This window comes from Ravibacter arvi (assembly GCF_039540405.1).
In the GTDB taxonomy this organism is placed as follows: domain Bacteria; phylum Bacteroidota; class Bacteroidia; order Cytophagales; family Spirosomataceae; genus Ravibacter; species Ravibacter arvi.
Window position 1 is genome coordinate 266,687 of the sequence record NZ_BAABEY010000002.1, and the last position, 26,944, is coordinate 293,630.

Genomic DNA, 26,944 nt, shown 5'->3' on the forward strand with positions numbered 1-26,944 from the left:
CCGTCCGCCAGGTATGGTTTTTGTTTAAGCCAGCATTAATTACGTAATTTGGCTTGCGGAAATGTGGAAACATCGGTTTATTTTGATTAAATTGCCATATTTTAAAGTAAGTTAGAACAAAGCACCTTAAAACTTTTTATGGAGGAATCATCATCCGGACAAAACGTAATCCCCATTAATATTGAGGACGAAATGCGTGGCGCGTATATCGACTACTCGATGTCCGTAATTATCTCACGCGCGCTTCCGGACGTACGCGACGGGCTGAAACCTGTTCACAGGAGGGTATTATTCGGGATGGAGGATTTGGGCGTCAGATACAACCGTCCGCACAAAAAATCTGCGCGGATCGTAGGAGAGGTACTAGGAAAATATCACCCGCACGGCGATGCTTCTGTTTACGACACTATGGTCAGGATGGCCCAGGAGTGGTCGCTCCGCTACCTGCTTGTCGACGGCCAGGGAAACTTCGGATCAATCGACGGCGATTCGCCGGCGGCAATGCGGTATACCGAAGCGCGTCTGAAAAGACTTGCCGATGAGCTTATCACCGACATTGATAAAGATACCGTCGACTTTCAACCCAACTTCGACGATTCGCTACGGGAACCGACCGTTCTTCCGGCAAAGTTTCCTAACCTGCTGGTCAACGGATCTTCGGGAATTGCCGTGGGAATGGCTACCAATATGGCGCCGCACAATCTTTCCGAGGTAATTGACGGCACCATCGCCTATATCGAAAACCCGGAAATTTCCGTTTCCGAGTTGATGCAGTTCATTAAGGCGCCCGACTTCCCGACCGGAGGGACTATCTACGGGTACCAGGGCGTGAGGTCTGCCTTCGAGACCGGCCGGGGACGTGTTGTGGTGAGGGGAAAGTCGCATTTCGAAGAGACCAAAACCGGTAAAGAGCAGATCATCTTTACCGAAATTCCTTACATGACCAATAAGGCGCAGATGATCGAAAAGATCGCCGGCCTCATCAATGATAAGAAACTGGACGGCATTGCCGATATCCGCGACGAATCGGACCGGGACGGGATGCGGATTGTCTTCGACCTCAAAAAAGGAGCGATTCCCAATATCGTTCTTAACCACTTATACAAGTTCACCCCGCTCCAGTCTTCTTTCAGCGTTAACAACGTAGCGCTGGTGAAAGGACGGCCGCAGATCCTGAACCTCAAAGACCTGATCCGTTACTACATCGAGCACCGGGTCGAGGTGATTACCCGCAGAACTGAATACGAGCTCAAGGAAGCCGAAAAGCGGGCGCACATTCTGGAAGGTTTATTGATCGCGCTCGATAATCTCGACGCTGTTATTACGCTTATCCGGAATTCAAGGGATCCGGAAGTTGCCAAAACCGGGTTGATGGAGCAGTTCAGCCTCTCCGAGATCCAGGCCAAAGCGATCCTGGAAATGCGTCTGCAGCGATTGACCGGTCTTGAAAGAGAAAAGATCGTTCAGGAATACAATGAGCTGGTGAAACTGATCGAAGATCTGAAGGACATCCTGGCCAACGAATGGCGGAAATATGACATCATTAAAACCGAGCTGTCTGAAATCAAAGACCGGTACGGTGATGCCAGGCGCACGCAGATCGAATACGCCGCCGAAGAATTCAGCGACGAAGACATGATTGCCGATGAGAAAATGCTGATTACCATTTCTCACCAGGGATATATCAAACGTACCCAACTGGCAGAATACCGTACCCAAAGCAGGGGCGGGGTAGGCGCCCGCGGCGTCAAGACCAAAGAGGAGGACTTTACCGAGCATTTGTTCTCTGCAACCATGCTCAATTATCTCCTGTTCTTTACCGAGTTCGGTAAGCTGTACTGGCTGAAGGTATATGAACTTCCTGAAGGTTCGAAAAGTGCCAAAGGCCGTCCTATCCAGAACATCCTGAGCATAGAGCCGGGCGATAAGATCAGGAGCGTGATTAATGTACGGACCTTGAGTGATCCGGATTACATTAACAACAACTATATCATTATGTGTACCGAGCAGGGGGTTATCAAGAAAACGCTGCTTGAGGCCTATTCCCGGCCACGCCAGAATGGTATTATCGCGATCAACATCAACGAAGGAGACCGTCTTCTGAATGTTGCCCTAACCAACGGTGACAACGAAATTGTAATCGCGACCAGCGCCGGAAGGGCCGTAAGGTTCAACGAGAAAACGGTACGGCCGATCGGGCGTACCGCAACCGGGGTGCGGGGCGTCAACCTTGACTCTGAGGACCAGAGCAATAAGGTGATCGGCATGGTATGTATCTCACGGGAAGATACCCAGCTGCTGGTAGTTTCCGAACATGGTTTCGGAAAACGTTCCGATATCGGGGACTACCGTATCACCAACCGGGGAGGAAAGGGCGTTACCACCATGAACGCCACCGAGAAAGTCGGCAAATTGGTTTCGATAGAAGAGGTTACCGAACAGGATGACCTGATGATCATTACCAAAAACGGAATTGCCATCAGGATGGCAGTTTCGGATGTGCGACTGGCCGGAAGGAACACACAGGGAGTAAAACTCATCAAGCTAGGTTCAACCGATGAGATTTCTTCTGTTACCAGGCTCGTGCGGGAAGAGGATGAGGATGTAGAAAACGAGGCGGAAAATGAGGTGCCGGCAGAAGGAATTTCCGGAAGCGCAGGCGAGTCTGCTGATGAACAGCAGGATATGGACAGCAACCAAACAGAAGAGTAATACAAGCAACTTAAACCATTTTACATTGACTTATGAAAAGAGTATTTGTTTCTTTCATATTAGCCTTATTGGTGATCCCAGCATTTTCCCAGGATGCCCTGGAAGGTGCTATGATCTCCCAATACAAAAAGGATAAGGAAAAATCCGATGCCAAGATCCAGGATCCCAAAGCTGCCGAAAAAGCTTCGACCTGGATGGACAGGGCTAAACTGTATGAGAATATCGCCCTTGTACGGGACACCACGCAGGTAATCGACGCCGATGCAGCCAGCAAAGCACTGGAAGCCTACAAAAAGGTGGCAGAGCTTGACAAAACCAAAAAAGGAGAACCGGGTAAACTGGCCAAGGAAGCCCAGGCAATTGTCGATGGAGAAAAGCAATCGCCGCTTTATGACGCCTTTATCAACCAGGGTGTGAAAGCTTTTCAAGGTAAGAACCTGCAGGGAGCACTCGACAACTTCAGCGCCGCTCACGGTATTTTCAAAAGCGATACTACCGGAGCACTCTATGCCGCCATTTCTGCGCAACAGCTGAATAACCACGATGTTGCCATTCAAAACTACGCCGGCTATGCCAAAAACGGTGGAAAAGATCCGAGCGCGTTTTACGGTTATGCGCAGCTTTACCGCGAAAAAAAGGACTACGACAACGCTTTGCAAGCGCTGGACATGGGGCTGAAAGCCAATGCCAATCACAAAGACCTGATGTCTGAAAAGGTCAACATATTGCTCGCCGCCGGACGCGAAGAAGCGGCCATTAAAGAACTGACCGGTTTGGTAGAAAAAGACCCGAATAATGTGGTCAATCTTACCAACCTCGGCATTCTTTATGACAACACATATTCCAATCATACTAAAAACCTTCGTGAGCTCGAGGAGAAACTGGCGGCTTCCGGTGGACAAAAAGGAAAATTGGCCGAAGAACTGCAGACAGAAAAATCCAAAATTGAGGTGTACGACGGTGAAATCAAGCGTTTGGCTGCGCGGGTTAAAGCCCAACCCAAGAATGCTGAATTGAAACGCCAGCTGCAGGAAGTAAATAATTCCAAAAAAGAAACCGAAACCGCTATCGCTAAGATTGAGGGTGATTTGAAAGCCGCCGAAGAAAAGGAAAAAGCAGTCAACAAATCCGAAATCGAAGGACAGATCAACGATCTGAAAGCGAAGCAGGCGGAAGCAAAAAACAATGCCCTCAAAACCTATGAGAAGGCGATTGCAGTGGACGAGAAAAATTACGATGCATTGTTTGGACTTGGCGCTATCTACTACAACGAAGGCGTTGAACTGAAGCGTGAGGTGGACAACATGAACATGCAGGAATACCAGCAGAAAGGAAAAGAGGTGGAAGGGAAAGTATGTGGCCGTTTTAAAAAGTCAAGACCCTATTTCGAAAGGGCTGCCGCAGTGAACCCGGATTCTGATGCGAAGACCACGTTGGATAATATCAACAATATTATTCAGCAAGTGGAGTCTAAAAATATTCCTTGCGCGGAATAGTAACCCGTATAGCGTTTTGAAAATGGGCCGCCCCTTGTGGGCGGCCTTTTTTATTTCCGTAAAGGAGCCAGACAGTACCGATACTCTCCGGAATCAATTGCCTCGTCCCGGTATCTGCAGTGTTCAATATCGGACAACATCCGTTCGTTTACGAACAATCAATCTTTCCGGAATGCAGATCAAAACGGGTTTCAGCGCTTTATCAAACCTGGCATACCTATTATACCAGATAATGTAACCAATCATTTTTTAATGATTTTCTCTTAGCCCTGACATGCTGAAAAATTATTTCAAAATTGCCTGGAGGAATATTATTCGCTCGAAGGCTTACTCCATTTTAAATATTGCCGGTTTGTCTATCGGTATGGCTTGCAGCATTTTGATCCTGTTATGGGTACAGAATGAACTCAGTTATGACCGCTTCCACCCCCGCGCCGATCAAATTTTTCGCCTGACTTGCAGTGCCGGAGATTTCAGGGCTGCGGTCAGCGCTGCGGGCATGGCGCCCGGGCTGAAATCAGAATTGCCGCAGATCAAAAACGGGGTACGGATCAGTAAATGGACGCCGATGCTTTTTGAAGTGGGGGAGAAGAAATTGGAAGAAAAGCGCGTCCTGTATGCAGATTCTAATTTCCTGGATCTTTTTTCCTTTCCGCTTTTGAGCGGAAACAAAGCTACAGTTCTGAAAGATCCCGGAGCGATTCTGATCACGGAAGAAATGGCGGTAAAGTATTTCGGTACCGGTAATGCCATCGGCAAGACCATTCGCATTGACAATAAAGAAAACTTTATCGTAGAGGGTATCCTTGCCAATACGCCTCCCAACTCGCATTTGCAGTTCGATTGCCTGATCCCGATGCAAACGCTGGCCCGGACGAACGTGGACCTGCAAAAAAACTTATGGGGCAACTTCAATTTCTACACTTATCTCGAGCTTGACGAAAAAACCTCAGCGTCGGTTCCGGCCCGGCAGCAACTGATCAGGCAGATTTTTTCGATTTTTAAAAGGCACGGTCAGACGATCAAAATTGACTTCGAGCTGCAGCCCCTGACGGACATTCACCTGCACTCCCATTTTCAGCTGGATGTTCCCGGCCACGGCAACATCCAGTATGTCAATATTTTCTTTGTTGTAGCAATATTCATTTTAGTTGTGGCCTGCATCAATTTTATGAACCTCGCTACTGCACGTTCCGAACGCAGGGCCAGGGAGGTAGGGCTGCGTAAAGTGGTGGGCGCGAATCGTTATCAGCTTGTTTTGCAATTTTTAGGTGAATCGCTTCTCTTCTCCTTCTTTTCTCTGATGATCTCAATCGGGATCGTCTTCCTGCTGCTTCCCGTTTTCAAAATGTTGACGGAGAAAAACCTTACCATTCATTCAATGGATGGTAACCTATTGCTGAGCCTGTTGGGCATTGCGGTACTGACCGGCCTTTTTTCCGGCAGCTACCCCGCGTTGTTCCTGTCGGGTTTCGCACCTGTAAAAGTCTTGAAGGGCAAACTAAGGGTGGCCGGCGGAAACCTGCTTTTTCGGAATGCACTGGTGGTGATACAATTTGTGGTCGCCATCCTGCTGCTTGTCGGCACTGCCGTGGTCTACAAACAATTGAATTTTATGAAAAATCAAAACCTCGGTTTTGATCAATCGAATCTGCTTTACATGCCGATGAACGGAGATCTTTGGGGAAAACAGCATGCCTTAAAATCGGTATTGGGTCAAAATCAGCTTACAGAAAACTTTACGGTCATTTCCGATCGGCCTTCTGCCGTTGAATCAGGAACCGTCGATGTGGTTTGGGATGGACAAATCTCCCGAAACCAGGTCGTTTTCCCGTCATTGGACGTGGATGAGAATTTTGTAAGTGTTTTTAAAACCCAGGTGCTGGCGGGGCGCAGTTTTGATAAGGCATTTCCGGGCGACAGTTCCAGCTATATGATCAATGAAAAAGCTATGGAGGTCATGGGGATGAACCTTCGGAATGCCGTGGGAAAAAGTATGTCCCTCGGAGGTAAGAAGGGGACAATTATCGGCGTAATTAAAGATTTTCATTTCAAATCCCTTCAATATGCAATGGAGCCGCTGATCCTGCGCCCCAACACCTGGGGCGGTGTGGTAATTGTCCGTACTGCTCCCGGAAATAACGAAGAAACTATCAAAGCATTAGAAGCGATCAACCAACAACTCAACCCCGCTTTTCCCTTCAGATTCGGTTTCCTGGATAAGGACCTGGATAATCTCTACCGAAGTGAACAGCAGATGGGAAATATTTTCTATCTGTTTGCCGGCCTGGCCATTTTCATTTCCTGCCTGGGTTTATATGGACTGTCCGCCTTCATGGCTGAGCAACGCACCAAGGAAATCGGTGTGCGAAAAGTGCTCGGTTTGACAGTCGCCGGTGTCGTGGGCTTGCTCTCCTGGGATTTTTTAAAACCGATACTAATGGCCATAGTCATTGCCTCGCCGATTGCATGGTATTCCATGAACAATTGGTTGCAGGGATTTGCCTACCAAACCCCCTTCGAATGGTGGATTATCGCTCTGACCGGAATGCTGGCAACCGCAATTGCATTGGTTACGGTAAGTTTTCAGAGCATTAAGGCAGCGCTGATGAGCCCGGTCAAGAGTTTACGAAGTGAGTAGATGCTTTGCAGCTACAAAGGTTAAACCTATCCGGCACGGCATGCTGGCCTCAAACATTTTCGGGCAATACACGCCTTGAACATAATTACATTCCCGGGATTGCGTATTTTTAAGGTACGTGGCTCAATGCTCCGTTCAAATACGGTTTCCCTTGAATTCAACATCCCTACAAAAAACTATCCTTGCAGCCCGCTGTGTCTTTTTGGCCTGCGGCATTGCGCTTTCAAGCTGGGCGCCGATGGTACCCGTTGTAAAAGAGAGGCTCGCGCTGGACGACAGTGGAATAGGGGGGCTGCTGCTTTTCCTGGGGGCCGGGGCCATTGTGACCATGCCGGCAACCGGCTGGTTAATTTCCAGGATAGGAAGCAAAATGGTGATCTTACTGGCTACCATTTTACTGGGTATTACCCTCCCGTCCCTGCTGGCCACCAATACACCCGCCCTCACTGCCGTTGTACTTTTTTTGTTCGGATCCGGCATCGGCGCGATCGATGTGGGCGTCAATGCACAGGGTTTGCAGATCCAGGATATTGGCAAAAAACCAGTCATGTCATCTTTACATGGTTGGTTTAGCATAGGCGGACTTGCGGGTCCAATGGTGATTCTACTATTGGATTATTTTAATATTATTCCTTTCTATGCGTTAGTGATCGTATCGGTATTATTGATTTTTCTTGTCTTTGGTGTTTCTTCCCACCTTTTAAAAGCCGGGATCGAACGGGAAACCGCTGGTGGGAGGGAGGACGGTAAAAAGCCGGGTGGGGGAGTTGCCTGGCTTCATCCGAGGGTACTGTTTTTAGGTGTAATGTGCTTTATTGTCTTCCTGGCGGAAGGAGCGGTGCTCGACTGGAGCGGTATCTTTCTCCGTGACGTAAAGGTGGTGGAAGAAAATCTCCTGGGCCTTGGCTATGCGGCTTTTTCTGTCGCTATGGCATTTATGCGACTGGTCGGCGATAAAGTGGTGAGTAAAATTCCGGGACGAGTAATCGTTGCTACAGGAAGTTTCGTGACGGCTACCGGGTTTCTGGTTGCCGTAATGGCTTCGTGGCTACCTTTAATCTTGTTCGGGTTTGTCCTGGTAGGATTGGGGGCGGCCAATATTGTTCCGATTTTTTTTAGCGAAAGCGGAAGGGTTAAGGGCGTGCCGGCCACCGCTGCAATTGCGGCTGTAACGACGATAGGCTATGCCGGGCAGCTTGCCGGTCCGGCAGCACTTGGCTTCATAGCCGAAAAAGCCGGTCTTTCGGTTTCCTTTGGATGCACAGCTGCGCTGATGCTGCTGATCGGGATTAGCTATGTCATTTCGACCGGAGTGAAACGGAGCGGAGAAATCTCCTGATGCCGCCACGAATGCACGAATTGACTGATTTGTTCGTGAATTCGCGGCTTTCATAGTGCGGGAGATCCTTCCGCTGCGGTCAGGATGACGCTGCCGTCATTTCGACCGGAGTGAAACGGAGCGGAGAAATCTCCTGGTGCTGCCACAAATGCACGAATTGACTGATTTGTTCCTGCAGATTGTGTTAAAGGGGTTCGACGGGCTCACCCGCCATCCGGCAGGCGCCATCCGGACGGCGCCTGAGCCTGTCGAAGGCTTATCTTTGGATACCCATTCAATAGAAGCCATGCATTCCATTATTCTGTAAGTTGGTTGTACGGAATGCACAAATATCTCAATGTTATTACTTAACATAATATAAATTATGAAACAAATAGATTCCTGAAACCTGGGGTCGCTAAGAACCAATGCCAAACTCTTCGAACGTTCCGTCTGAATAAAACAACAACACACGCTCCACTTTTCTCGTAGTGCTGTCGGATCTAATCGTCCTGACGTTTTCTTGCATGGGCTCCGGGACAGCATTTGCCTGGGAAAACAAATCTAAAGGCTTACCCGGCACCGTTTCCCGGGTTATTTTTGGACTTGTAGCGCTTGATTGTCTGTCAGTTATACCTGCGTTCAGATGAGGCATTTTTTCGTCGTCCCAAATCCAATCTGCGCCCAAATCAGGATACCTGCGGATAATCTTACCTACGACGTCAAGACTGGGCTTGTTCCGGCCATTCAGCAGGTGCGATACGGCTGATCTGGGTATGCCGATCTCATCTGCGAATTGTGAAGGCGATTCACATTTGTTTCCTATGATTAGCCGGACTTTATCAAGAAGTTCCATTCTAAATGATAGTTTATGAGCTTGTGGATAACTGTATTCCACAAATATACACAATTGTTACTACCCACATTCACAAATGTTTTGTTGATTTACTTTTGTGAAATTCACAATATTTACATTTGTTACAAACAAAAAAGTGCCTTGTTTGTGGAAAAACAAGGCACTTTCTCTTATTGTAGATAGCTCTTAAAAAGCCCTCCCCGACCAGCTATCAAACGCTCACATTGTTCTCACGCAACGCATCGTTCAGTGACGTTTTGAGGTCCGTACTGGGTTTCCGTTTACCTATTATCAGCGCGCAAGGGACCTGGTAAGTACCAGCCGGGAACTCCTTCGCAATCGATCCCGGAATAACCACTGCATTCTCTGGCACATATCCTTTGTATTCTACAGGCTCAGGCCCGGTTACATCAATAATTTTGGAGCTTCCGGTTATCGTAACCCCTGCGCCCAACACAGCCCTTTTTCCTACGCGCGCACCTTCTACTACAATGCAACGGGAACCTATAAAAGCGCCATCCTCAATAATGACCGGCGAGGCTTGTACCGGTTCCAGAACACCGCCAATTCCTACGCCGCCACTCAGGTGTACATCTTTCCCGATCTGGGCACAGCTACCCACGGTAGCCCAGGTATCAACCATAGTACCTGAATCTACGTAGGCGCCGATATTTACATAGGAAGGCATCAGGATGACCCCCTTCGCAATATAAGCACCATAGCGGGCTGTTGCCGGCGGCACCACCCGAACTCCTAAAGCTTCATAGTCGGTCTTTAGCAACATCTTGTCATGGTACTCAAAAATACCAACTTTACTAACATGCATTTGACGAATAGGAAAATACATGATGATGGCCTTTTTTACCCATTCGTTCACGATCCACTCTCCGCTATCGCCCGGCTGAGCAACACGCAACCTGCCCTTATCTACCTCTTCAATAATATCACGGATGATTTTTTGGGTATTCTCTTCTTTTAATAACTCTCTGTTCTCCCAAACGTGTTCTATCTGTTGTGCAATTTCACTCATAAAATTTTAGTTTAATTAAAATATTCTAAGAAACTTATTTTTAATAACTTACAAATTCAATAAATATAAAGTTTTACGTATCCGCTACGGTAGGAATCCTATGATATAGCCCAAATAGAGCACATTCCCCTCCTCTTACCTTCTTACAAAATTACACACACCGGCCGCCTTTCCAAGAAGATTGACCCACTTTAAAATATTGCCTGAAATCAGGATTGTGATACAAGTCGCATATATTAGTAATTGTAGTAAATGATAAATTAGCGATTTACTAAACCATTCAGGTGCTTGTATCTCCGTCAAGCCCGGCAAAAAAATAAAAAAGACTTCAGGGCTTTGTAAATCCTGGTTATCACTTTTATTCTCCTCTGTATTTCACTAATTTTGCAGCAAATCATAATGAAACATTATCTCTAACAGCATGGCACAGATTAAAGTAGCAATCAATGGCTTTGGAAGAATTGGCCGATTGGTTTTTCGTCAGATTTACAACAAAGAAGGTATCGACGTAGTGGCCATCAATGATCTTACAAGTCCTTCTGTTCTCGCTCACTTATTGAAATATGATACTGCTCAGGGAAGGTTCGGCCAGAAAGTTGAGCATACCGATAGTTCTATTATTGTAAACGGGGAAGAAATTAAAATCTACGCCCAGAGAGATCCGGCCCAGATTCCCTGGGGGAACCACGACGTGGACGTAGTGCTTGAATGTACCGGCTTTTTCGCCGACAAAACCAAGGCTGAGGCGCACATCGCAGCCGGCGCCAAAAAAGTAGTGATCTCCGCTCCTGCTACCGGTGACCTGAAAACTGTCGTTTACAACGTCAACCATGACATCCTGGACGGATCGGAAACCGTCATCAGCGCGGCGTCCTGCACCACCAACTGCCTGGCTCCTGTTGCTAAATTCCTAGATGAGCAATTCGGTATCCTGAACGGTATGATGACTACCATCCATGCCTATACCAACGACCAGAATACGCAGGATGCTCCGCACGCGAAAAACGATTTGAGAAGAGCCCGTGCTGCAGCACAGAACATTGTTCCCAACAGCACCGGGGCGGCGAAAGCCATCGGGCTTGTTCTGCCGAACCTGAAAGGCAAACTGGATGGCAGCGCTCAGCGTGTGCCTACCATCACCGGTTCATCGACTGAAGTAACCGTTATTCTTGGGAAAAAGACCTCCGTTGAAGAAATAAACGCTGCCGCCAAAAATGTATCCGATGAAAGCTTCGGTTATACGGAAGACGAAATCGTCAGCAGCGACGTGATCGGGATGCACTACGGCTCGCTCTTCGACGCTACGCAGACGAGGGTACTCACCGTAGGCGATACACAGCTGGTTCGCGTGGTGAGCTGGTATGACAACGAAATGTCGTACGTATCTCAACTCGTTCGCACCCTGGCTTATTTTGCTTCCCTGATCAAGAAGTAATTAGTTCCGAATCAAAAAAATCCCCGACAGTTGGCTGCCGGGGATTTTTTTTGTGCTCCGGTATCTACAGGCCGGCCTTCTGCCCTACCATTGCCCTGATATAGCGGATACTGAAACCCTTTTCCCTGAAAAGCTTTTCGTAATGCGTGGTGACATTATGATGGTCAGCCATCAGTTCAGATTCGTACAGGTCGTCGGTATGGGCAAGAATAGTATAACCAGGCGCCTTCGAGATGGTTTCAAGGCTATATTCATACAGGAAGGGGTTGTCCGTCTTCAAGTGAAAAATGCCGCCTTCTTTTATGGTCTTCGCATACAATCCCAGGAAATGGGCATTAGTCAGTCTTTTCTTTTCATCCTTGTCCCGTGGCTGAGGGTCCGGGTGCACCAGCCAGATTTCATCTACCTCCCCGGCGACGAAAAATTCCTCCAGGTACTGTATGGATGTCCTGAGAAAGGCAACGTTTCGCAAGTCGCTTTCAATGGCCTGCCGGCTCCCCCTCGCAATCCGGTCCCCTTTGATATCTATTCCGATGTAATTCCGCTCGGGGAATGTCCGGCCCAAGCCTACCGTATACTCACCCTTTCCGCAAGCCAGCTCCAGTACAATCGGGTTGGGATTTTCAAAGTACGCGGTGCTCCAGTTTCCCTTCACCGTCGTGTAGAGTTCTTTTCCTCTTTCGATTACATTAAACGCCTCCGCATTATGCGAAAAGCGCGCCATTTTTTTACGCGTCATGTTTGGGTTGCCGCCATCCGGGGATGGATTTTCCCGGGTGACCGGTTATGTTGTTTAACTTTTGATTTTCTATAGCAGGTGCAGGTCGGCTACTACGAAGGTGCTGCCGCCTATGTAAATGCTGTCCTCCGGGGCTGCAACCGCGAGTGCATGCTCCAGGGCCTCGTTTACATCGCTGAAGGCTGTCCCGATCAGGCCTACGCTTTCCGCCTTCGCCAGCAGCTCCAATGACGGCATAGCGCGGGTATTGGAGGGCGCGCAGAAGTAGTATTTTGCATCCCGCGGTAGCAGACCAAGCATAGCACTGATGTCTTTGTCACTGACGAAGCCGAGCACGAAATGCCGTTGGGCCGAAGGCACGGTCATAAACTGCTCAAGCGTTCCCCGCAGCCCCGGCAAATTGTGAGCAGTATCCGCTACTACGAACGGCCGCTCCATCAACCGGGTCCATCGCCCTTTAAATCCTGTAAGCCTGGTCACAGTGGCCAGTGCTTCGCCCACAGCGGTATCAGGAATCTGCCAGCCGCTTTCTTTCAAGCGATCGACCACACTTAACACGCCTAATACGTTCTTTTTCTGATAGTTGCCGGATAAATCCAATGATACACTAACAGTGTTAGTATATTTATCATTGTTATTTCTTTCAATATCGAGATGAAGTAACCCCTCTGAGAAGGTCCCGGCCACCACCCTTCCGTAGTCTGCGCCGTAAAACAGGGGGGCTCCCCGCTCTCCAGCGATAGATTCGAGTACGCCCGGTATTTCGTCATCCTGTCTCTCGCTTACCACCACCGGTACACCGGGCTTGATAATCCCGCCCTTCTCCCCCGCGATCAACGTGAGCGTTTCCCCCAGTTGCCGTGTATGGTCGAGACCGATATTCGTGATCACCGAAACAACCGGCTCAATAACATTGGTTGAATCCAGTCGCCCGCCCAATCCTACCTCAATGACTGCAATGTCTACCTGCTCCTGTCGGAAGAAGTCAAAGGCCATCGCGACCGTTGCCTCGAAAAATGAAGGGTTGATTTCTTCCAGGTAAGCCTGGTGGGTTTCTACAAACGACGCCACAAAATCGCCGGGGACCGGAATGCCGTTTACACGGATACGTTCATTGAAATCCTTCAGGTGTGGAGACGTATAGAGGCCTGTCCTGTAGCCTGCCTGCTGCAGGATTGCCGCCAGCATATTGGAGACGCTTCCCTTTCCATTGGTTCCTGCCACGTGAATGGTGGGATAAGCGAGGTGCGGGTCGCCTAATCTTTTGCAAAAAGCCCGTGTAGTTTCCAGGCCCGGCTTGTAAGCACGGTGCCCGATATTGTGAAAAACAGGCAGCCTACTGTAAAGGTAGGCCATTGCCTCTTCAAAATTCATAGGGAACGGTACTACTTCGAGCGGATACGGAAGGTAATGGTACCGGTGGATTCATCCGGCACATTGGAAGATTCGGAAATAAACGTCAGCGCCCTTACCGCATTCCTGTACTGGTTAACGACAGCATAGTCGGTAATAGTAGTGCTTTGGGTGATCACATTTTTAACACGCCCGCTTTTATCCACCACGATCTTGAAAATAATGTCACCGGTAGCGTCGGAATTATCGTTTACCTGCGGGCGTTGTTTCCATTTCCAGCCTTTCAGGTTGAAACCGACATCAGTACCGCCACCTCCGCCACTGCCTTTATAGCTCTTGGCATACAGGCTTCCTTCTTTCGCCCCCTTATCTCCCACTCCGCTCGCGTCATCGCCATTGTTGTTGCCCCCAACACCACTGGCCGTGCCGTTGGTGCCGTTAGAACCGCTGGCGCCGCCTCCCTTTGACTTGGAAAAAAGAGCGTCCTTGTTAATAGCCTTTTCCGGGGCTTTGGTCGGCTGCGCAGTAGCGGCGGGCTGACTGGAAGTGGTCTGGGCTTTCTTGGTCTGCTCCACAGGCTTTTCCACAACCGGGCTTTCCACTTTAGAAGTGATTACCGGTTTTTCCACCACCTTGGTGGTGGGCGCTTTTTTTACTTCGGTTACTTTAGGGGTTGGAGGAACCGGTTTGGGAACAGATTTCTTTACTTCCGCTTTCTCCGGTTCAGGCCGCATATTCTCGGTTACCTTCGAGTCATTGGCTTTGTTGAAGGTCTGTATATTGCCCGATCCGATCGGGTCCACCCCGTAGTTGACTTCCACGAAGAGCTCCATAGGCTCCAGCGGGGGCATGGTACGGGTCAGCTTAATAAATGCCGTGGTAAGTAGCAATACGGCCATAATCCCGAAGGAAAACCCCCAGGATTTTGTGATCCGCTTGCGGTCGTCGGCTGTTACAATGGCCATATTATTCAATTCTTCTTAAATCTCTTTCGTTCTTGTTCACAAGCCTTTGACCGGGTTTTTACGCTTGGGTTTAATCGCGGATCGGTTAGTTATCCACAATGGAAATAAGTTATCCACAATAAGGATAAACTTATCCACAATTGCTTTTTTATCTCTGCCTGTAAATCCAGGCCCCTTTTGCGATTTTACCGAGGCGGGGAAGTGCCCGTTGCGCTTCATTCCAGGTAGAGTATGACCCGGCGCTCAGCATGTACTTGTCACGGACGGTCAGGGTTTGCACCTTCTGGAATCCTTCTGACGACAGGGTGCCGGCCATCTGGGCCCCGTATTTGTCCAGGGAGCTTTTCGATTCATATACCGAGGCAATCACATGGAATTTGCCGGCAGTGACCGCTTTTGCTACCTCCGGTGCGGGAACAGTTTCCGGTTCCTCTGCCGGTTCCTCTACCGGGCGTTCTTCCTCGATCGGCCGGACAACTTTAGGCGCGGCTTCAGGCATTGACGCGATCTCGGTGGCTTTGCTTGTATTTTTCTCCGGGCTGAATAAAGTCCGGATCGTTTCTATCGGGCTAAGCGAACTGGTTGCACCGGGTTGTTGGGAAAGCACTGCGCTGACGTAAACCAAAATGCAAGCAATGCTCGCTGCGCTGATCCAATTTCCCCACGCGATCTTTCCTGCTTTTTTCTTCGGGTAAAGGTCCCGGACAATTAGCTGATCCGTTTCTGCCTCTTCCCGCAGTACCGGCAACGAACCACCGTTAAGAACAGCCGCCCCCACAGGTTGCAGTCCGTAGAAATCAGCATGGAAATTACGGTTTAAGTCGGGTTGAAACAAAATCCGGCCTTCCTCGCTCAAACGAAACGTACCGATACCGGCCAGGGTAATTATTTTGTTTTTCCGTATCAGCGTCTGGGCAGTCTGAACAAAATCGGAAATATGAAGCTGGGCGTCCGGATAGCTAAGTCCTTCGTTTTCCGAAATGAATTTTGCCAGAAGGCCGTCGTCAATTTTGAGTACCTCGTTGAAGGCAACTTTCCTCTCTGAAGGCAGGTACCTGCCGGATGCGGCATCAAAACGGGCAGGTAAATAGTGCGTGATTACCCCGCCGAACTCAGGGATAATCACACAGTCGTGATCGTAAAGGAGCCGTTTGATATATTTTTCTACTTCTACCATAATCTATCGGGAGTTAATCCAACGAATGGGGAAAGTTAGAAAGAAAATGATAAACCTCCAACAAAATTCAGGCCCTGCTGGCGGTAGTTCATATATCTTTCGTATTCTTTTCCGAAGATGTTGTTGATGTTCACAAAAGCAGAAAAGTTACGCGTGAGCAGGTAGTCGATTTTAAGGTTGAGGTCTGCTATCGCTTTTAGTTTCCTGACCTCCCCTGTCCGGAAGTTGACCCCTTTCATACCGCTCAGTGTATACAACTCACTTGTGATGAACAATTTTTTGCTGATGGTAAGCGCGTTGAACCAGCTGAAGTTGAATTTCGGACGGTGCCATGGCTCTTCTATATTGGTTACGCTATAGTCATTAAAGCTGGCCTTTACCGAGGTGTTGAAAAGGTCGTTTACCTGGTAGCCGGCTTCCCCCGAAATGGTCAGCACGTTGGTTTTACCGGAATCGTAAATCGCCGAAAACTTGCTGGTATCGCTAAGGCTGTTGTTAAAGAAGTAAAAGTTTTTATACCCCGTAAATGCCACCTTCGCCTCATAGTTCAGGCCGTTGCCCTCTCCTTTGATACCCGCATAGATGTCAGAGTTTTTGATGGTGTTGGCCACCAGGAGGTTGGGGCCGAGCCATTGGTTTTCGGATAGAAAGGACCTGAGCGTATTTCTTACGATGTCCCCGTTGTAGCCGGCCTTGATATGCAGCCCCTGGAAGGGCGCCACATCCAGATCCACGACCGGGAACGCCCGGGTGCGGTTTACATCCAGCCCGTTGTCGGTTTCGTTTACCACATTCAACCCTACCGTCAGCGAGAACAGTTCATCCGCATACTTGAACGAAGGCTTAACCCTGAACATATTCCGGTTATAGGTTTTGTCCAGGTCAACCCGCTGCGAAACATAGGCGTCGGCATCGAATATGGCATAAATTTTTTCGGTTACGGGCAGTGACGTTTGCAGGTTGGTCCCCCAGTCTACTTCCGAAGAGCTGTAGCGGTCTTTGATGGTGTTCAGCATGGTCACAACCTTGTAGTCAATCAGGCTGTTGGGCTCGGTATTCTCAAGCCCCAGCTTCACGCCGAACCTGTTGAGCGTTTGCCGGATGGAATCACGGTCTACCGAAACCCCCTCCGGTTGTTTCTGGTAACCATAGAAGTAGTAATTCTTGCGCTCGTACTCAATGCCGCCGTCCAGTTTGAATGAAGCGCCCAGGTATTTCGCTCCGACTCTGAAAAGCGAATTACTGTTAGCCGAATTTTTGCCGTCAACGGGCCCGGTGCCGGCCGAAAGGTGCTTGATTTCACCGGTTGCCACCATATCTTCGCTGGTACGGGAGCTGATGAAAGCCTCCCCGAGAAACCGGCTGAAATTGCCGGCCCCCAGCTTGATGTAATTGTTCAACGGTTCGGGCAGCTCCTTGCGTTCTTTTTCATCCGACGAAACGGCCACGGAAGGTACGATGGTCGGACTGCCGGGCGCCATTTTGACGTCGTTGAAACGGTAGTTTACCTTGGATTGTTCTGTCTTTGCGGCGGCCGGCTGAACTTTATCCAGCAGACGGTCCGCTTTTGGAAATTCAATGCTTTTTTCCTTGAGAATTTCGTAAGTCTGGCTTTCAATCTCGCCGCGCTGCGCATAGGTGGCAGCCGCTGTACAAACCATGACCGTCGAGAGTAAATATCGTTTAATGGGTTTCATATGCCCTGCTGTATATCGGTTGCGGAATGACTTCATAGGTACTAACGGTTTGCGTCAATTTTAGCCAGTTTTTCTTTAGCCTCGACGACCGCCTCCTGGTCATCCGAATTTTCAATAATTGACTGAAGCGTGGCTTTTGCCTGGCCCGGCTCATTGGTTGCGACATATACATCTGCAAGCAGGAGGAACGATTTCACCCGCCATTTGTCATAACCATCAAAGTTTTTGCTCAATTCAAAAACGGTTGCTTCGGTCTCCTTGTATTTTTTCTGGCGAAATTCCGCCATTGCCACCCAGTATTTGGCTTCGGCTCCCACTTCGTCTTTGAAGTCGCCGGAAACTTTTTTCATGATCTCGGCCGCCTGGGGCATATTGCCTTGATCGTACGCTATTTTACCCTCCAGCAAACGGGCCTTGCCAACACCGTCGGGCACCACATTGCCAAGGTTAATCACCTCTTTTACGTACACCATGGAGCTGTCATAACGCTTCATGGCGTAATAAGTATCCATTAAACCTACCCACGCGATACCCTGTTCTTTCTTGTTCTCCGCATTTCTGAGCAACACCCGGTAACTGGAAACCGCGTTGGAGAAATTGCCCCTGTCAATTTCAAGTTCCGCTGAACGCTGCGCTGCAGCAGCTACGTAGCTTGAACGGTTGTCCTGGATAACTGCACCGTACAGTTGCAGGGCCTTTCCGATATCATTAAGTTTGTCATAGGACGCAGCGAGGAAATACCGGGAGTCGTAAAGGTGTTTGCTGCCGGCATAGGACTGCTGAAACTGGTTGAGCGCATCAATCGCTGCCTGGTACTTCTGGGCATAGAAAAGGTTGCGCGCATTTTCGAATTCAACGTCTTCCAGCTTGTTGTTGCCCGGGTTGTTCTTCCGGACGATGCCGAGTACCTGGTTGAATTCTTCCGGCCGGCCCACAGCAGTGTAAGCCTCCTGGATCCCCTCCAAAGCGCTGTTGGCTGAAGGTGAAGACGGAAATTCGCTCAGGATTCTCTTAAAATCGGTAATCGCGTGCTCGTAAACCTGGATGTTATAGTAGGATTGCGCACGGCGTAACAACGCGGCAGGGATCATGTAGCTTTTGGGCTGCTCGTTGATCAGTCTTGTAAAACCCTTGATGGCCGGCGAGTAATCTTCTTTCTGGAAATCAATGTCCGCGATCTGGAACAACGCGTCGTCTACATAGCTGGACTTGGGATACTGTTTTACCAGCTGCTCAAACTGTACTTTTCCCTGGTCTCCACGGTTCATATAAACCATGGTTCTTCCCTTTTGGAAGAGCGCATAATCGTTGTCTACCTTACCCGAAGCAGAAACGCTTTCGTAGGTTTTCATCGCTTCTGCATAATTTTTTTCCGCCAGGTAACAGTCGGCAAGTCGCGTGGTGGCGTCCTCCAGCATCTGCGTTTCAATTCCCGCCGGCCTTGCCACGAAATCTTTGAAATAATTCAGTGCCTGCCTGTATTCTTTGCGGTTGTAGTGTATATAACCCAGCGCGTACAGGCTTTTCTGTCCGTAAATACCGGTTTTGGGGTCGCGGGACATCTGCGAATAAATCGGAGTAGCCTTGTCCAGTTGGCCCATGGCCGTGTAAGATTCCGCTTTCAGGTACTGCGCAGCCATGTTGAGGTTCTCATCCATCGGCGTTTTCAACGACTTATCCATCATCAGGATGGCTGCCGGGTATGCCTGCTTATTGAAATCCGTTACCCCCTGGTTATAGGTAAGGCGCTGGTAGGTGGCGTTTATCTCCGGGGTGCGTTTTTTCAACTTCTCGATATACGCAATGGCAGCCGTATTGTTGTTGGCTTTTGCATAGGTATCTGCAATCAGCTGGTCTACTTCTTCGGCATATTTGCTGCCCGGGTAACGCGACGCGAAGTTCTGCAATTCTTTCAGGGCTTCGTTGTGGTTTCCCACGTCAATCAGGACCTTTGCACCGTTGAAACTCGCCTCTTCCTTTACCTGAGGATTGAAATCCATACGGGCCGCATTCTGGAATGAGGTCAGGGCAAAATTCGGATTTCCTTCCTGCAAATAACTGATTCCCAGCAGGTATGATGCATATTGCGCGGTAGAATCTTTTCCCGTAGCAACATTTTTAAGCTGGTCGATCGCTCCTTTAAAGTTTTCGTTCCTGAATTGGGCGTGTCCGTAGTGAAGCGCCGCCAGCGGGTTGAGCGCCTTCTTGCCAATCATCTTCTGGTAACGCTCGTAGGCTGGTACCGCACCTTTATAGTCGCCTTTCAGGTAATATACTTCGGCGACGTATAAAGCCACTTCATCCATTTTCTGCCCGCCCTGCTTGAGAATTTTCTCGCCGTAGGTTACCAGCTCATCGTAACGATTCAGGTGGTAAAGGGAGGTAACGATCCAGTTTGGAACCTGGTCCTTGTAATAGGGATGGTTTTCAATCCTGGTGAAATCATTGTACGCAGCCTGGTAGTTCTTGTTCTTGTATTGGATAACCCCGGCATAATAGGCCGCGTCCGCCGAGTTGGCAAAGCCGGTATTGCCCTTGAGGGAGTTGAAAAGCGCAAGCGCCTTTTCTTCCTGTTTGGTATTGTAATAGGACATGGCCAGCTGGTAGGTGCTTTCGTCCTTTTTGGCAGTTGACCCTGCGTATTTTACCGCCTTCTCCAGGTAGCCTATAGCTTTGTCATAATCCTTATTGTCATAAAAATGCTTTCCCAGATCCGAATAGATCTGCTGTGCTTTGGGGTGCTCGGCATGATTTCTGACGAAACGGTCCACCTGCATTTCGGCCTCCGGATAGTTCAGGTACAGGCCCGTTACCGCTATATAGTATTGGGCGGTTACCGAATTGTAATCACTGGTACTGAGTAAACGACTGTTCTCTTTCAGGTACTCGTCAAATTCCTGGCGGGCGGCGAGGAAATTCGATTTTTCAAAAAACTCAAGCCCCCGTCTGAATCTTGTTTCAGGCTCCGAATAACCGAGTGTATTTTGAGCGTCCACCGAAGTACCATGCAAGGTAACGAGGCATCCGGCAATTAAAAGACTTCGTTTAAATGACATATATCGACAATAAAGTGTATTACACGGTTATACGAAGGAAATTTACCAAAGTGGCTTTTCACCGGCCAAATTCCTCGTACCAATTGAAAACGAAAGTAGTACAAAAAGCGTATAAGGCGGGGAAAAATGGCCGGAAATAATCATTTGAGAGGGGTTTCGGGTGGGTAATCTAAAAGATCACGTTGTTTCGGCGGAGCGAATCAGTAAAATCCCGGTGCATTAATTGAAACCTTTCGCTGATCTGTGCCAGCAGTATTTCATCCACGATCGCATCGATCTCGGTATCAGTAACGACCTCAGTTTCATCCAGTTTATAGATCTGTTCATACATCCCTCCCGCCTCAAATTTAAGAATGTATTTTCCGTTCCATTGATAAAGGCTAATTTTGTAAGCGGTATTCGGAATATCGCGTAGATATCTCATAAAGGGGTCTGAAATAGTTTTGCGGATTCGTAAAGTTAATAAATAGTATTGAAATAGGCGTGAGCAGTCAGGTATGAGGGCTCATGACTTACACCTCATACCTTGCTGCCATGAAAATAATCATTTTTGCCGTCCTCTCTTCCCTGTTGTGCCTGATGATGGCGTGTACGAGCCAGGATAAGTCGGAAGCCGGCGTCTTTTTTCTTAAAGGCAACATACAATTCAAGGACAAGCGGTTTGCGGAAGCCATCCGGTTTTACGACGAGGCGATCAAAAAATATCCAAAGCTGACAGACGCATACCTGAATAAAGGGCTGGCACTTAGCCAGCTGGGGAAATCAGAGGAAGCCTATGCCGCGCTTTCCAGGGCGCTTGAACTGGAGGATGGTTTCCATGAAGCCAGGATGGCGAGAGCGGAGGCCGCATTGGTGCTGGGCCGGACCGCCCAGGCCGAAGATGACCTTTCGTTGCTGACCAACGTATATAAAGATTCCACCCGTTTTTACCTGGTCAGAGGCAACCTGATGGTAGATAAGAATCAAAAAGGTGCAGCCTATGCCGATTTTGACAAGGCCATTTTACTTGATCCTGAGAACGTCGAGGCGCTTGTCAACCGGGGCGCCATGTTTTTTGAAGACGGCAAAACCAAAGAGGCGGGCGACGATTTTGCCAGGGCACTGGCGCTTAATCCGGCGCAAAAAGAAGCGCTTAATAACCGTGGGCTGGTTTTGCTGAAAGAGGGTAACCCCGGCGAGGCCCTTGGATATTTCGAAAAAGTGCTGATCAGGACCCCGGACGACGGCTATGCACTCAATAATAAGGGCGAAGCGTTGCTGCTGCTCGGTAAACGGGACGAAGCATTGAAGGCCCTTTCCAGGTCGCTGGAATTTAAACCCGACAACGCCTACGCACTGAAAAATATGGGCCTGTACTACTTTTCAGGGAAAGACTATGAAAATGCGGCCCGGTTTCTGGACAAGGCCGTAAGCCTCGAGCAAAATGTTCCGGGATTGTACGGCCTCGCAGGGAAATGCCATTTCCTGCTCAACAACTCCGCCAGGGCATGCCAGTTATGGGCATTGGGTAAGGTGCTGAACGATTCTCTCGCTATTTCGGAATCGGTGCGCAATTGCCGGTAATCAGGGGTGTTGCCGGGCCTGGCTGAACCTTTCGGCGCGTTCGCGGGCGAGACGGGCATTTTCTTCCGGAACCGTAAATACTTCCAGTATAGCCGGACCTTCTGTTTTAATGAAATTGGAAAGGCTGCCGGAAAGCTCGCCGACATCGGTAACTGCAAAATAAGGAAGGCCGGCATCCTTCGCCGTTGACTCCGCGGTATGCCGGTGACCGGTTTCGAAAAACCGGGTCAATTCCGGTTGCCGCCTGGGACCGTCAATAAGCCGGAAGATATTTCCCCCGCCATTGTTAAGCACCACGACTTTCAGGTTCGCAGGAAAATCATCTATGAGAAAGCCGTTCCTGTCGTAAAGGAACGTAACGTCACCTACCACCAGGCAGACCGGCTTCCCGGTGGCCATCGCAGCCCCTATGGCTGTACTTACGCAGCCATCGATGCCGCTGGTCCCGCGGTTGGCCCACACCGCCTGCACCAGACCCAGTCGCCGGAGCAGGTTGGCATACCGAACCGGCATGCTGTTCCCAAAATGGAGAGTAACGTCCTCAGGAAGCTCAGAAAGTACTTTTTGAACTACTGTTAAATCATTTAACAATGTTAGATTTCCATTAATCTGCTCATTTACTACTCTTGCGGCGAGACGTTCCTTTGTCAGCCATTTTTGTTTGTAGGAATCGTCGTGCATTTCATCTTTCTCCACGAAACGTTTGTAATCGATATCTTCCAGCATTTTGGAGAAGAAGATGTCGGGAGAAAGCGGGATGCGCAGGGTGAGCGACTGGAAAGCATCTACCAGGTGGGTCTCTATGCCGATGTGCCAATGCTGAACGGACGGGTGCCTGCGTAGAAACGCCTTGAATTTTTTAGACAGGAAAGACTGGCCGAACGTGACCAGGAGGTCCGGGACAAGGCTATCTTCCGCCGATTCATCAAGAAAAACGTCCTGCATACTGATAAAATCAGGATGGTTTCCGAGGTTTGCCGTCACGTCGCCCAGCACGGGGACCTCCCATTCTTCCGTAATTTGTGCCAGCGTTCTGACCAGGTCTGCTGAAAATTGTCCCTGTCCGCCGGCGATAAGGATTTTTTCCGCTTCATCCCATTCGTCCTGGAGCCGGTGCCAGTTTTGTACAGAAAGGGCCGGTAACGGCGCCAGTGATTCAATCAGCCGGTTGCGGCCCGGCACCAGGCGTTCACCCTCCTCAGGGTAAAACGGTTCGCGAACCGGGACATTGATGTGCACCGGTCCTGCAGGAATTGCCGCAGCTGTCAGGAAAGCATCGTTGGAAATCCTGTTGGCAAACCAGGAACTGTCAGAATGGACGGTATCAACAGGGAACGTAAACGATTTTTTGACGTGCCCGCCGAACATACCGCCCTGGTAGATGGTCTGGCCGTCTTGCTGATGTACCCATTCAGGAGGACGGTCGGCAGTAATCACCAGTAGCGGGATCTGCTGGAAAAATGCTTCTGCCACCGCCGGCGCGAAATTGTAGGCAGCCGTACCGGAAGTACATACCAGGGCCACTGGTTTCCGCAATTCGAGGGCGAGTCCCAAAGCAATAAATCCGGCGGTGCGTTCATCAATGGAGACGACGGTTTTGATGGAATTGGTTCTGGCAAAAGACAAGGTAATTGCGGCGCTCCGGGAGCCGGGGCACACTACGGCATGTGTCAGGCCATGCCTCGCAAGTATATCTACCAAATCGACGACCTGTTGTACGACGGCCATAATAACGCTGTGATTGAAAGAATAAAAGCCTCATTCTTCATGAACGAGGCTTTTTATTTAAATGCTTGGTGTAATACGCTTATCCCAGGTAGGTTTTAAGCGCTTTGCTTCTTGAAGCATGGCGCAGTCTGCGGATGGCTTTTTCTTTGATCTGGCGCACCCGTTCACGGGTAAGATTAAATTTCTCACCGATCTCCTCAAGCGTCATGGCGTGTTCGCCGTTAAGGCCGAAATAAAGGGCAATAACATCGGCTTCACGCTGGGTAAGCGTAGACAAAGCTCTTTGCACTTCTTTGCGCAGCGACTCGTTAACCAGGCCGCTGTCAGGCTTGTCGTCCCCGTCATTTTCCAGAACGTCAAGCAGGCTGTTCTCTTCGCCCTGAACAAACGGAGCGTCCATGGATACATGGCGCCCGGAAATTTTCATGGTATCAACTACCTCTGAAGACGAAATTTCCAATACTTCGGCAAGTTCCTCAGGGGAAGGCTCACGCTCAAAGCGTTGTTCTAGTTCAGAAAATGTCTTCGAAATTTTATTCAGAGAGCCCACCCGGTTGAGGGGAAGACGAACGATCCTGGACTGTTCTGCCAACGCCTGGAGGATCGACTGGCGAATCCACCAAACTGCGTAAGAGATAAATTTAAAACCACGGGTTTCGTCAAAACGCTGAGCGGCTTTAATCAAACCCAGGTTGCCTTCGTTAATCAAATCTCCAAGAGAAAGTCCCTGGTTCTGGTATTGTTTGGCTACCGAAACCACGAACCTAAGGTTGGCTTTGGTCAAGCGTTCCAGCGAAAGCTGATCCCCGTTTCTTATCTTCTGTGCCAGGATCACCTCTTCGTCGGGCGTTAACAAATCTACCTTACCAATCTCCTGAAGATACTTATCAAGCGACTGGCTTTCCCTGTTGGTGATTTGCTTGCTTATCTTAAGCTGTCTCATACAATATTTTTACTATGATCTCCTCGTGTCAACTGGTCGGACTTCTGTCAGAAGCCCGACCCACTATATAACATTCCGTTACTTATTTTTGTTCTCCGGTCTTGGCAACAAAACCTTTCTTGATAAACGGAATTTCCCTGTCTTTTTGTCTACTTCTACCAACTTCACTTCTACCTCCTCTCCTACTTTGAGAACGCCTTCCACGGTTTCTAGCCTTTCCCAAACAATCTCCGAAATATGAAGAAGGCCGTCTTTACCCGGCATGAACTCAACGAATGCCCCGAATGGCATAATTGATTTCACTACCCCCTTATATACTTCACCGACCTCAGGAACGGCTACTATGCCCTTCACCCTGGACACAGCTTTATCCATTGAGGCTTTGTCGGCAGAAAATATACTCACATAACCATAATTATCTTTTTCTTCGATATTAACGGTTGCGCCGGAGTCTTTCTGGATTTCCTGTACAACTTTCCCGCCCGGTCCGATTACTGCACCGATCTGATCTTTTTCGATCCTGATCACAATAGCGCGCGGCGTATGCGGCTTCAGGTCGGGGCGCGGTTCAGTCAGGGTTTTGTTCATTTCTCCAAGGATATGGAGACGACCTGCTTTTGCCTGTTGAAGCGCTTCGGAAAGTACGTTGAAGGAAAGCCCGTCGACCTTGATATCCATCTGGCAGGCAGTAATACCTTTGGCGGTACCGGCCACCTTGAAATCCATGTCGCCCAGGTGATCCTCATCCCCCAGGATATCCGAAAGGATTGCATATTTCCCGGTTTCTGCATCTGAGATGAGGCCCATGGCAATACCGGAAACCTGTCCTTTTACTTTCAGACCAGAATCCATCAGTGCCAGTGAACCTGCACATACCGTTGCCATCGACGAAGAGCCGTTTGACTCCAGGATATCGGAAACGATACGGATGGTATACGGATTATTCTCGTCTTCGGGAAGTACCTTTTTAAGCGCGCGCAGGGCCAGGTTACCGTGCCCCACTTCTCTTCTGCCCGGGCTTCTGTTGGGTTTTACTTCTCCGGTAGAGAAGCCGGGAAAATTATAATGAAGCAAGAACCTGCTGTATCCGTAGTTCATTGCACTGTCAACAATCTGTTCGTCAAGTTTAGTTCCCAGGGTTACAGTCGTCAGCGACTGGGTTTCTCCCCGGGTAAACAGTGCCGATCCATGTGCCCGCGGAAGGTAATCCACTTCGCTGGCAATAGGCCGTACCTGGTCAAGCTTGCGTCCGTCCAGGCGTTTTCTTTCGTCGAGCACAAGCCGGCGTGCGGCTTCCCACTCCAGGTCATGGAAATAACGGTTCACCAGATCGTTTTGCAGCGTTTCTCCCTCAGCAAGTCCTTCGGTAAGCGACGCAACCAGCTCTTCTTTTATGGCGCTGATCTGATCCCGGCGTTCGTGTTTGGCAGTCCCGGCCTGCGCTACTGCATAAATGCGGTCATAAGCGAATGCGCGGATCCTGTCATTGAGTTCTTCGTTCTGCGGGTCTCCCTCGTAGCTCCGTTTTTCTGTTTTTCCACAGGCGGCCTCAAACTCTTTGAGCGCGGTACACTGAATTTTAATGGCTTCATGAGCTACCTTGATGGCTTCAACGACTTCTTCCTCGGAAGCTTCATTCAATTCCCCTTCCACCATAGTGATATCGCTGAGCGTAGCACCTACGATCAGGTCTATCGACGCTTCCTTCAGGGCTGCGCTGGTAGGGTTGATCACGTATTCACCGTTTATTTTCGCAACCCGGACTTCAGAAACCGGGTTATAGAAAGGAATATCAGAGGCCATCAAAGCCGCGGTTGCCGCGAGCGAAGCCAGAGCATCAGGCAGTGCGTTTGGATCTGCTGAAATCAGGAAAATATTGATTTGTGTTTCCGCGTGGTAATCTTCCGGGAACAAGGGGCGGATAGCCCTGTCAACCAGCCGGCTGACCAATACCTCGTGATCCGAGAGGCGCCCTTCCCTTCTTTGAAAACTGCCCGGAATACGTCCGGCGGAAGCAAATTTTTCCTGGTAGTCTACAGAGAGCGGGAGGAAATCCACACCTGGTTTAATTTCTTTAGCCGCTACTACCGTAGCAAGCAGCATGGTATCTTCCATTCTTACTACCACTGACCCGTCTGCCTGTTTGGCTAACTTTCCGGTTTCCAGGGTAATCGTGCGACCATCGGGAAGTGTGATGGTTTTAGAAATGATATTAAAATGCATAAATTTGTTTTA

At 49.3% G+C, this 26,944-nt stretch carries 19 protein-coding genes; 7 read left to right on the forward strand and 12 right to left on the reverse strand.

Features of this window, described 5'->3' with window-relative positions:
* Positions 1 to 138 precede the first annotated feature (138 nt).
* The 5 genes from gyrA (at position 139) to ABD852_RS02605 (ending at position 8,495) form a co-directional block, all read left to right on the forward strand.
* On the forward strand, positions 139 to 2,712 hold the full coding sequence (gyrA, locus tag ABD852_RS02585) for a DNA gyrase subunit A (protein ID WP_345026447.1): 2,574 nt from the start codon (positions 139 to 141) through the stop codon (positions 2,710 to 2,712).
* Between the two features lie 32 nt (positions 2,713 to 2,744).
* A complete protein-coding gene (locus ABD852_RS02590) occupies positions 2,745 to 4,208 on the forward strand; it encodes a tetratricopeptide repeat protein (protein ID WP_345026448.1) in 1,464 nt (487 codons plus the stop codon).
* Between the two features lie 274 nt (positions 4,209 to 4,482).
* Positions 4,483 to 6,849 carry an ABC transporter permease gene (locus ABD852_RS02595; protein ID WP_345026450.1) on the forward strand — a complete coding sequence of 789 codons (2,367 nt, stop codon included), beginning with the start codon at positions 4,483 to 4,485 and terminating at the stop codon, positions 6,847 to 6,849.
* 118 nt (positions 6,850 to 6,967) lie between these two features.
* Complete coding sequence (locus tag ABD852_RS02600) at positions 6,968 to 8,188, forward strand: MFS transporter (protein WP_345026451.1); 1,221 nt, start codon at positions 6,968 to 6,970, stop codon at positions 8,186 to 8,188.
* Positions 8,189 to 8,336: 148 nt separating this feature from the next.
* Positions 8,337 to 8,495: a hypothetical protein gene (locus tag ABD852_RS02605; protein ID WP_345026452.1), complete on the forward strand. Its 159-nt coding sequence runs from the start codon at positions 8,337 to 8,339 to the stop codon at positions 8,493 to 8,495.
* A gap of 90 nt (positions 8,496 to 8,585) precedes the next feature.
* Here ABD852_RS02605 and ABD852_RS02610 read toward each other — a convergent pair whose 3' ends face one another.
* Positions 8,586 to 9,023 carry a helix-turn-helix transcriptional regulator gene (locus tag ABD852_RS02610; RefSeq protein ID WP_345026453.1) on the reverse strand — a complete coding sequence of 146 codons (438 nt, stop codon included), beginning with the start codon at positions 9,021 to 9,023 and terminating at the stop codon, positions 8,586 to 8,588.
* 211 nt (positions 9,024 to 9,234) lie between these two features.
* Entirely contained in the window at positions 9,235 to 10,053 is an 819-nt protein-coding gene (locus ABD852_RS02615; RefSeq protein WP_345026454.1) for a 2,3,4,5-tetrahydropyridine-2,6-dicarboxylate N-succinyltransferase, read from the reverse strand.
* A gap of 421 nt (positions 10,054 to 10,474) precedes the next feature.
* Here ABD852_RS02615 and gap point away from each other — a divergent pair, with 421 nt between their 5' ends.
* Entirely contained in the window at positions 10,475 to 11,488 is a 1,014-nt protein-coding gene (gap, locus tag ABD852_RS02620) for a type I glyceraldehyde-3-phosphate dehydrogenase (protein ID WP_345026455.1), read from the forward strand.
* A gap of 64 nt (positions 11,489 to 11,552) precedes the next feature.
* Here the strand turns inward: gap and trmB are convergent, their stop codons facing one another.
* From trmB to ABD852_RS02655, 7 genes are all read right to left on the reverse strand, one after another.
* Positions 11,553 to 12,227, reverse strand: coding sequence for a tRNA (guanosine(46)-N7)-methyltransferase TrmB (gene trmB, locus ABD852_RS02625; RefSeq protein WP_345026456.1), 675 nt, complete (start codon positions 12,225 to 12,227; stop codon positions 11,553 to 11,555).
* 69 nt (positions 12,228 to 12,296) lie between these two features.
* Positions 12,297 to 13,601, reverse strand: a complete 1,305-nt coding sequence (locus tag ABD852_RS02630; RefSeq protein ID WP_345026457.1) for a bifunctional folylpolyglutamate synthase/dihydrofolate synthase — start codon at positions 13,599 to 13,601, stop codon at positions 12,297 to 12,299.
* A gap of 11 nt (positions 13,602 to 13,612) precedes the next feature.
* Positions 13,613 to 14,545 carry a hypothetical protein gene (locus tag ABD852_RS02635; protein WP_345026458.1) on the reverse strand — a complete coding sequence of 311 codons (933 nt, stop codon included), beginning with the start codon at positions 14,543 to 14,545 and terminating at the stop codon, positions 13,613 to 13,615.
* Positions 14,546 to 14,693: 148 nt separating this feature from the next.
* Positions 14,694 to 15,722: an HU domain-containing protein gene (locus ABD852_RS02640; RefSeq protein ID WP_345026459.1), complete on the reverse strand. Its 1,029-nt coding sequence runs from the start codon at positions 15,720 to 15,722 to the stop codon at positions 14,694 to 14,696.
* A 35-nt stretch (positions 15,723 to 15,757) separates the two neighbouring features.
* Entirely contained in the window at positions 15,758 to 17,419 is a 1,662-nt protein-coding gene (locus ABD852_RS02645; protein ID WP_345026460.1) for a TonB-dependent receptor, read from the reverse strand.
* A 41-nt stretch (positions 17,420 to 17,460) separates the two neighbouring features.
* Complete coding sequence (locus tag ABD852_RS02650) at positions 17,461 to 20,475, reverse strand: tetratricopeptide repeat protein (RefSeq protein WP_345026461.1); 3,015 nt, start codon at positions 20,473 to 20,475, stop codon at positions 17,461 to 17,463.
* Positions 20,476 to 20,644: 169 nt separating this feature from the next.
* Positions 20,645 to 20,899 (reverse strand): hypothetical protein, encoded by a 255-nt coding sequence (locus tag ABD852_RS02655; RefSeq protein ID WP_345026462.1) that lies wholly within the window; start codon positions 20,897 to 20,899, stop codon positions 20,645 to 20,647.
* Between the two features lie 110 nt (positions 20,900 to 21,009).
* On the opposite strand from ABD852_RS02655, the gene ABD852_RS02660 reads away from it, so the two are divergent.
* Positions 21,010 to 22,038, forward strand: a complete 1,029-nt coding sequence (locus ABD852_RS02660; protein WP_345026463.1) for a tetratricopeptide repeat protein — start codon at positions 21,010 to 21,012, stop codon at positions 22,036 to 22,038.
* Here ABD852_RS02660 and menD read toward each other — a convergent pair whose 3' ends face one another.
* From menD to pnp, 3 genes are all read right to left on the reverse strand, one after another.
* Entirely contained in the window at positions 22,039 to 23,766 is a 1,728-nt protein-coding gene (gene menD / locus ABD852_RS02665) for a 2-succinyl-5-enolpyruvyl-6-hydroxy-3-cyclohexene-1-carboxylic-acid synthase (RefSeq protein ID WP_345026464.1), read from the reverse strand.
* 79 nt (positions 23,767 to 23,845) lie between these two features.
* Positions 23,846 to 24,709: a sigma-70 family RNA polymerase sigma factor gene (locus ABD852_RS02670; RefSeq protein ID WP_345026465.1), complete on the reverse strand. Its 864-nt coding sequence runs from the start codon at positions 24,707 to 24,709 to the stop codon at positions 23,846 to 23,848.
* Between the two features lie 78 nt (positions 24,710 to 24,787).
* Positions 24,788 to 26,932, reverse strand: a complete 2,145-nt coding sequence (pnp, locus tag ABD852_RS02675; RefSeq protein WP_345026466.1) for a polyribonucleotide nucleotidyltransferase — start codon at positions 26,930 to 26,932, stop codon at positions 24,788 to 24,790.
* Positions 26,933 to 26,944: the final 12 nt, after the last annotated feature.

Bases quoted from the DNA above. Each gene is read 5' to 3' on its own strand.
- gyrA (WP_345026447.1), top strand. From the start codon at position 139: ATGGAGGAATCATCATCCGGACAAAACGTAATCCCCATTAATATTGAG.
- ABD852_RS02590 (WP_345026448.1), top strand. From the start codon at position 2,745: ATGAAAAGAGTATTTGTTTCTTTCATATTAGCCTTATTGGTGATCCCA.
- ABD852_RS02595 (WP_345026450.1), top strand. From the start codon at position 4,483: ATGCTGAAAAATTATTTCAAAATTGCCTGGAGGAATATTATTCGCTCG.
- ABD852_RS02605 (WP_345026452.1), top strand. From the start codon at position 8,337: ATGCACGAATTGACTGATTTGTTCCTGCAGATTGTGTTAAAGGGGTTC.
- ABD852_RS02610 (WP_345026453.1), bottom strand. From the start codon at position 9,023: ATGGAACTTCTTGATAAAGTCCGGCTAATCATAGGAAACAAATGTGAA.
- ABD852_RS02615 (WP_345026454.1), bottom strand. From the start codon at position 10,053: ATGAGTGAAATTGCACAACAGATAGAACACGTTTGGGAGAACAGAGAG.
- gap (WP_345026455.1), top strand. From the start codon at position 10,475: ATGGCACAGATTAAAGTAGCAATCAATGGCTTTGGAAGAATTGGCCGA.
- trmB (WP_345026456.1), bottom strand. From the start codon at position 12,227: ATGACGCGTAAAAAAATGGCGCGCTTTTCGCATAATGCGGAGGCGTTT.
- ABD852_RS02630 (WP_345026457.1), bottom strand. From the start codon at position 13,601: ATGAATTTTGAAGAGGCAATGGCCTACCTTTACAGTAGGCTGCCTGTT.
- ABD852_RS02635 (WP_345026458.1), bottom strand. From the start codon at position 14,545: ATGGCCATTGTAACAGCCGACGACCGCAAGCGGATCACAAAATCCTGG.
- ABD852_RS02640 (WP_345026459.1), bottom strand. From the start codon at position 15,722: ATGGTAGAAGTAGAAAAATATATCAAACGGCTCCTTTACGATCACGAC.
- ABD852_RS02645 (WP_345026460.1), bottom strand. From the start codon at position 17,419: ATGAAACCCATTAAACGATATTTACTCTCGACGGTCATGGTTTGTACA.
- ABD852_RS02650 (WP_345026461.1), bottom strand. From the start codon at position 20,475: ATGTCATTTAAACGAAGTCTTTTAATTGCCGGATGCCTCGTTACCTTG.
- ABD852_RS02655 (WP_345026462.1), bottom strand. From the start codon at position 20,899: ATGAGATATCTACGCGATATTCCGAATACCGCTTACAAAATTAGCCTT.
- ABD852_RS02660 (WP_345026463.1), top strand. From the start codon at position 21,010: ATGAAAATAATCATTTTTGCCGTCCTCTCTTCCCTGTTGTGCCTGATG.
- menD (WP_345026464.1), bottom strand. From the start codon at position 23,766: ATGGCCGTCGTACAACAGGTCGTCGATTTGGTAGATATACTTGCGAGG.
- ABD852_RS02670 (WP_345026465.1), bottom strand. From the start codon at position 24,709: ATGAGACAGCTTAAGATAAGCAAGCAAATCACCAACAGGGAAAGCCAG.
- pnp (WP_345026466.1), bottom strand. From the start codon at position 26,932: ATGCATTTTAATATCATTTCTAAAACCATCACACTTCCCGATGGTCGC.